Source organism: Aedoeadaptatus nemausensis (assembly GCF_903819165.1).
In the GTDB taxonomy this organism is placed as follows: Bacteria; Bacillota; Clostridia; order Tissierellales; family Peptoniphilaceae; genus Aedoeadaptatus; species Aedoeadaptatus nemausensis.
Genome location: NZ_CAIJCS010000074.1, coordinates 1 through 7,023, shown reverse-complemented (window position 1 = coordinate 7,023; position 7,023 = coordinate 1). Strand labels below are relative to the sequence as shown.

Sequence of the window (7,023 nt, the reverse complement as noted above, 5' to 3'; positions counted from 1 at the left end):
ATCAAAGAGGAAATTGTCTTGGGATACAAAAGAAATAAGTGAAGACAAGTTTTCGAGCGACACATCTTTTGTTTCTACTCCGCCAATTTTAATAGATCCACTATCTACATTCCAAAATCCAGCAATGAGTTTTGCTATAGTAGATTTACCTGATCCAGAAGGTCCAACGAGTGCTGAAACAGAAGATTCTTTTATTTCCATAGAAAGATTATCTATAACCTTGTTTTTCCCATCGTAAGAAAAGTCGACGTCTTGAAGTTCTATATTATAGGATTCTATTTTTTCTCCCTTGTCAATATTTTCTAACTCTTTTGAATCTAAAATTTTTCCTATTTCAGAAGTTATAGTTGATATTCTTGACATATCATCCATATAGTTCATGATTTTTAAAATGCTAGAAACCGTAGCAAAGGATAAGACGATTAAGGTAATTAAATTTCCTAAATCAATACTTCCCTTTATATAAAATAAAATCCCAAAGGGTATGATTGTAATAATTCCCATAGGAGAAAGTAATCTACCTATGGCAACCCTATTCATAGATTCACCCATCCAGTTATAATAAAAACTTGCATTATCATAAACTGCATCAGCATATTTTTTATAAGATGATTCGCTTTGATTAAAGGTCTTGATTACTTCAATACCATTTATATACTCGACAATAGAATTATTCATGTGTTGACCAATAGCAACTGACTTTCCAAACATTTCCTTATAATGAGCATTCATTACAGACATCATGGTAGCCATTCCTACCACAAATGGAATTAGTGATAATAAAGTTAAACGCCAATCTAGTGTAAACATGTAAATAAACAATAGAATAGGTCCTACTAAATTTGCCGTAAATTCTGGCACTAAGTGGGCAAGGGATGTTTCCATAGAATCAACTTGCTCAACTATAATATTTTTTAATTCTCCAGATGATCTTGATAGTACATCTCCCAATGGCATCTTGAAAAGTTTCTTAGAAATATCATTTCTGATTTCTCCTAATGAGTTAAAAGTTGCGGTATGGGAAATACTTGTTGATATTCCTGCTGCCACTTCTTTAATAACAAATGTTATTAAAATACTTATGCATAGTGGAGTATATAAACTCATATCCTTTGCACCATTAATCAAATTTACAATAATTTTTGCCATGTATATATAAGAAAAAAGCCCAGCCACTACCCCTACTATTGCAAGTAGTACAGAAATAAAATATGAGCCTTTTCTTTTATTTACATATTCTTTTACTAAATTCACTTTAAAACCTCCTTTAGTAATATTTTTAAATAGTTTATTATATTTTTTTTATTTCAGAGGGCATTCTATTAAGCTCTCCAATCATCATTGCTATTCCAGCTAAAATCATAATTAAATCTACAAGAGGTTCAGCAAACCATACTGCCTTAACTCCAAATATCATTGGTAGAATAATCATGGCAGGAACGAATAAAAATAATTGTCTTAGCATGACGATTATGCCTGCCTTTTTAGCATTTCCTATTGCTTGGAAGAATGTTATAGACATAACCATTACTCCATATAAGATAAATATAGAATAGAATAGTCTAAAGTTTCCTACTCCCTGAGTTATAATACTTTCTTCTACTCCAAATAGGGAAAGGATGTTTTTTGAAAATAATAAGACTGGTAGCCAAAATATGGCTGCAAGAACAAGTCCTCCAATGGAGAATACCTTCATTGCCTCCTTTACCCTGTCATATCTTTTTGCTCCAAAGTTTGTTCCAACAACAGGTTGTAAGCCTTGACTCATTCCCCAAAGAGGAATAAATGAAAAGGCATATACTCTTAAAGTTGCTGCCATTAAGATAGCATTTGTATCTCCTCCATATTTAAAGGACATTTTGTAAAGCATGGTCTGCTGAATCATAAATAAAACTTGCATCATCATAGCAGATGAACCTACGCCAAACATTTCTTTTTTTATTTCCTGATCAGGTTTGATTTTATTTATTTTTACTGCTTTACTTTTATATTTGAAGTAATGGAGTGTTATTATTGCTTGAACAAATTGTGCTGTAATAGTTGCAAGTGCAGCCCCTTCAATTGCATATTTTCCCATTAATTTCATTAGAATGGGATCAAGAATTATGTTTAAAAAAGCCCCTAGCCCCATAATGAGCATTGCTTTTTTCATTAATCCTTCTCCACGCATAACCATGTTTGCTGATTGAGTAAAGTTTACAAATAAAGAACCAATGAAAATTACTCGTAAATATCTGATACCATATTCTTTAATTTCTCCACTTGCTCCAACCATATCTAAAAAATGTGGCGCAAGTAAAATTCCGCCTATTGTAATAATTGATGAGAATAGAATAACCCAAAAGATTAAATTCCCCATAATTTTATCAACTGTTTTTTGGTCACCCTTTCCTATAGCTCTTGATAAAACTGATGCTGAACCTACACCTATGAGTGTAGATACTCCACTATTAAAAAAGGTAAGTGGCATAGCTACACCACAAGCTGTCATTGCAGTTTGTCCTATAATATTTCCTGCAAAAATTCCATCCATTAGTGGATAAAGACCTATTACTATCATTCCTATTACAGCAGGGATAGATAATTGAAAAAGTAGGTCTATAGGTCTTTTGCTTAATAATTGTTCTTTCATATCTTGTTTCAAAAAATCAACTCCTTACACAATCAGTCCATCTTTAATAAATTTCAAAATTTCTTTTTCATGTCCCTGAACATATACTTTCTTATATCCATCTTCTTCAAGCATTAACACAGAATTACAAACTTTAAAAATAAGTTCTATATCATGAGTTATTATGGCAAAAGGATATATTTTTGAATATCTTTTTATTATTTCAGAAATATCATTCATTCTCTTGTAATCTAAACCTGACGTAGGTTCATCAAGAATTATTAGTTTTCTACCACTTAAACAAGCAGTTAATAGTGCAAGTCTTTGTTTTTGTCCACCAGATAGATTTTGTGGATGGTCATACCTATTTTCCCAAAGGTCAATATGTTTTAATTCGTTTCTAAGTCTATTTAAATATCCAACGTCATTAATTCTATCTTTTTGTAAAAGCTCATTTTCCACCGTATCAAAAAATATTTGGTATTCTACATCTTGCATCATATAATAAGCGTTTCTTAATCTTTCTTTTTTATTTCTCCCAAAGCTTGTCTTGCCTTTAAAGTTTAATAAACCAGCTAAAGATCTTGCAAGAGTCGTTTTACCTACTCCATTTTTACCTATAATCGCCATTATCTCATTTTCATATAAGCTTATATTTAAATTTTTTATTAATTCTTTTTTACCAATAGAAATACCAACTCCTCTTATATCCTCAACTACATTTTTGCAATTATCAATATTTTCAGATAGCAAAAAATTATAGTTAATTGTTCTTAAAGAGTAATTTTTACAATCCTTTTCTGTTAATTCACCTTTTTTAAAAACTTTTTCGATTTTACCATCTTTCATATACAAAAAACGATCATATAAATCATTTAAATAGAACAATCTATGCTCAGATATTATTATCGTTTTTCCTAATGATTTTAATTTTTCAAGAATATTCTTAAGTTCGACTATTCCCCTATAGTCTAAATTTGATGATGGTTCATCAAAGAAAATTATTTTAGTATCATAAACAAGAGTAGATGAGATAGCAACTTTTTGCTTTTGTCCACCTGATAAAGAATTGATATTTCTATATTTTAAATTTTCAATTCCCATCACACTCAAAGAGTCATCAACTCTTTTCTTTAATTCTGAAAGCTCCATTCCTAAATTTTCTCCAACAAAGGCAAGCTCATCCTCAACAATATTTGCGAAAAACTGATCTGTTGGATTTTGAAAAACATTTCCTATATACTTTGCCAATTCTCCGTTGTTATATTGCGAAATATTTTTTCCTAAAATAGATACTTGTCCATATAATTGTCCTTGATAATGATTCGGAATTAAACCATTTAATATTCTTGTTAACGTGGTTTTTCCACAACCAGATAAACCACTTATAACAACAAGTTCCCCTTCTTTAATATTTAGCTCTATATCTTTTAAAATTACCTTATCATTTCCGTCATAAGAGAATTTTTTAATATCTGCTTCTATTACATTCATATTGACCTCCACAATAAGAAAATAGCTAAAAGTAAGAATACGATATCAAAAAATTTAAAAGTTATTTTATGATAATTAGTCCTTTCCCCTCTATATTCTGCTCCTTTAGATATAATAGATGAAGTCAAAGTTTCACTCACTTGCAAACATTTATAGATAAGAGGGATGAAGTAAAGTTCAAAAGACCTAACAGGATGGAGGGGACTTAATCTTAGCCCCCTTACCTTCATGCCATTCTTTATTTCTTTAATCCTTAACCCCATCTCTGATATAAACTTCATTCCTATCACTATGCTTAGAGCAAACACATTTGGAATGTGTAAAAACTTAAGTGAACTCATCATTTTAAGTGGTGATGTATTCACAAGAATACCGCCAATAATAAATATCGGAAAGAGTTTTAATACGATTTCTACAAGACCTAAAATTGCATTTCCACCTATTCCTAAGTCTATAATAGTTAATGTTTTGCCAACAATTAACAAGATAAGAACTGTTGCTAGTTGTTTAATAAATTGTTTTAAGGAAAAAGTTAAGGTTAGAAACATTGATATTCCTATCATAATATAGTAGCCAATATCATCTGTTATAAATAATATAATCGAAAACGCTAAAATTAAAACAAATAAGATTATAGGATTTACAAGACAGTTGTCATCTCTCCTTATGTTTTCCATTACAATATTCCTGATTTTTTACTCTTTTTAAAAAACTTATTATTTATATATAATCCAAATCTTCCTGCTATTAATACCAAAACGATATTAATGCCTATTGAGATTAGCATTGCCTTTGGTGTAAAAAAGGCATCCATAAAGGCAGCCTGTTCTTTTGTAAATACGCTAAAAACTTCAACAATTTTTTCTGGTCCAAGTAATTTTACAAATGTCATTGCATGCATTGAAATAACAAACATTCCAGCAGATAATGCTAAGGCAACTCTATTATCATTTTTATAGTTACCTATAATTAATTCTGCTACAATAGCTGCGATGGCATTTACTATAAGCATTGGCCAATATCCACTTAATGCATAAAATACACCCAGCAACATGAAAAATATAAAAGCTATTCCTCTTTTTTGTAATTTTTTAGCCATAATTATAAATGGCGGAGCTACTACAAAGGAAGAAAATCCTGCCGCTATATATAAGGATAAAGTTCCTAACATTCCTGTTGCTGTTGATACAGCCATGTTTAATATAAACGCCACTACTGTAAAAATTGTAACTTGTACGATATCTTTTAATTTCATATAAACCTCCAATTTAAGATATGTTTTTTCTTTCTGAGTAAACCCTAAGATTTACTTAGCATTATTATCTAAGATAATTCCTATCATTTTTTTTAATGCAAGTTTGTTCTTCACAAAATTTTCTCTTGCATTTAGAACTTCACAACCTAGAATAAATGTGTTAATAAAATCAGTTGTTAATTCGATAGCTCCACTTAATTCACCTCTTACATCTTCATCAAATAACATTAAAATACTATCAGATGATGATTTTTTTAGTTTCTTATATAAGTCTTTTAACTTATCGTCATGATTTAATTCCTGCAAAAACATTGCATAAATTGAAACATAGTCACTCTGATATAGCATTTTTTCTAAAATAATCTCAGATAAAACTTCGCTAAAATCCTGACTTGTTTTATTCATCTCATCATAGATTATCTTCTCTCTGTATTTATTTCCTTCTAACATAATGTCGTATAAAATTTCATAGGTAGAACCATAATGATGATACAAACCACCTCTAGAAAGCCCAGTAGCTTCCATAATGTCATTCATAACTGTATTTCTAAATCCCTTATCCAAAAAAACTTTAATAGCTGCTTGTCGTATTTCTTTTTTTCTATCTTCTTGAGACATTCTTTGATTAATAAAACCACCTCCTGCCGACACTTGTGTCGGTTAATTTGATTATACGTTATATGATAAAGATTTTCAATAGCAAAACGTAAAAAAGGAAACAATACATAAAATTTATGTAAAAAAGCCTGATAAATTCCTCAACTAAGAATCTATCAGGCTTATATCTTATTCTATTAAATTAATTTATTTACTCTTTTCTGAATAACATAATAATCATATCCAGCATTAGTTAATTTCCTTTTTCTTTCCTCTCCATTTCCCCAGTCTCCTCTAATGACCTCTCTTGCTAATTGGTCAATTGTCTTTCCAACTGGATAAACTATCTTGCCATTAGCATCGAATACTTTTAATCCGAATCTATCAGCACATCTTTTAGCATTATCAAAATTTCTAAACGCACCTTTCTGGCTTTTTACATCAGACCATGATTTTCTAACTCTATATAGTCCACCTGTTGGTTTGATAACAGTCTTATTTCCTCTTAGTCTTTTATTAACTTCACTTGCTATATATGGGAACTTGCTTCCAAGATATGGCCCTGGACAGTTAGTACTTTTATACCATTCGTGTTTTTGAAGGACACCATCCTTACCTCTAGTGTAGGTGCAAGGATAGATTCCATTTCTTCTGCAGATGTCTGTAACTAAATCAATTAGTCTATTTAAAACGTAATCAGAAACCAACCACTGAGGTCCTCTCGTAGAGTTCCCTACTTCAATTGTGACTGCTCGGTTGTCACACCAGGAAGATGAGGTTGTCCATGCTCTGTTAGATTCATCTACTCCTAAAACAATGACTCCATCGGATCCTAAATTGTAGTTAGCAGATGCTCGTCTTGACCTTGGCACAAATACTCCAGCAAGATTTCTACCATTTATAACTCCAGCTGCGTGGTGGATAGCTATTTTAGTAATCTTTTGATTTCTTCTCCCACTATGGTTTGGTGAGAGAATTGTTGCTTGTACTAATGGGCTATTACTCATTTATTTTTCCTCCTTGAATTGTTCTAATACTCTTTTTAATTTTTCTGGTACTGGCAAAC

7 protein-coding genes are annotated in these 7,023 nt (G+C 30.7%); all 7 read right to left on the bottom strand.

Going from position 1 to position 7,023, the window contains the following annotated elements; translation table 11 throughout:
- A partial coding sequence (locus tag PEPTYR26121_RS09055) for an ABC transporter ATP-binding protein (RefSeq protein ID WP_180501102.1) occupies positions 1-1,254 on the bottom strand: 1,254 nt, incomplete at its 3' end.
- A 37-nt stretch (positions 1,255-1,291) separates the two neighbouring features.
- Entirely contained in the window at positions 1,292-2,644 is a 1,353-nt protein-coding gene (locus PEPTYR26121_RS09050; RefSeq protein WP_180501101.1) for an MATE family efflux transporter, read from the bottom strand.
- Positions 2,645-2,656: 12 nt separating this feature from the next.
- The gene (locus PEPTYR26121_RS09045; protein ID WP_180501099.1) at positions 2,657-4,105 is read right to left on the bottom strand and encodes an ABC transporter ATP-binding protein; all 1,449 of its coding nucleotides are present in this window, start codon (positions 4,103-4,105) and stop codon (positions 2,657-2,659) included.
- On the bottom strand, positions 4,102-4,782 hold the full coding sequence (locus PEPTYR26121_RS09040; RefSeq protein WP_012291072.1) for an energy-coupling factor transporter transmembrane component T family protein: 681 nt from the start codon (positions 4,780-4,782) through the stop codon (positions 4,102-4,104). The genes PEPTYR26121_RS09045 and PEPTYR26121_RS09040 overlap by 4 nt, the downstream gene beginning before the upstream one ends.
- Positions 4,782-5,360 carry an MptD family putative ECF transporter S component gene (locus PEPTYR26121_RS09035; protein ID WP_180501097.1) on the bottom strand — a complete coding sequence of 193 codons (579 nt, stop codon included), beginning with the start codon at positions 5,358-5,360 and terminating at the stop codon, positions 4,782-4,784. The genes PEPTYR26121_RS09040 and PEPTYR26121_RS09035 overlap by 1 nt, the downstream gene beginning before the upstream one ends.
- Before the next feature lie 51 nt (positions 5,361-5,411).
- Entirely contained in the window at positions 5,412-5,978 is a 567-nt protein-coding gene (locus tag PEPTYR26121_RS09030) for a TetR/AcrR family transcriptional regulator (RefSeq protein WP_180501104.1), read from the bottom strand.
- A gap of 176 nt (positions 5,979-6,154) precedes the next feature.
- Positions 6,155-6,964, bottom strand: a complete 810-nt coding sequence (locus PEPTYR26121_RS09025) for an N-acetylmuramoyl-L-alanine amidase (RefSeq protein WP_180501095.1) — start codon at positions 6,962-6,964, stop codon at positions 6,155-6,157.
- Between the last annotated feature and the right edge of the window lie 59 nt (positions 6,965-7,023).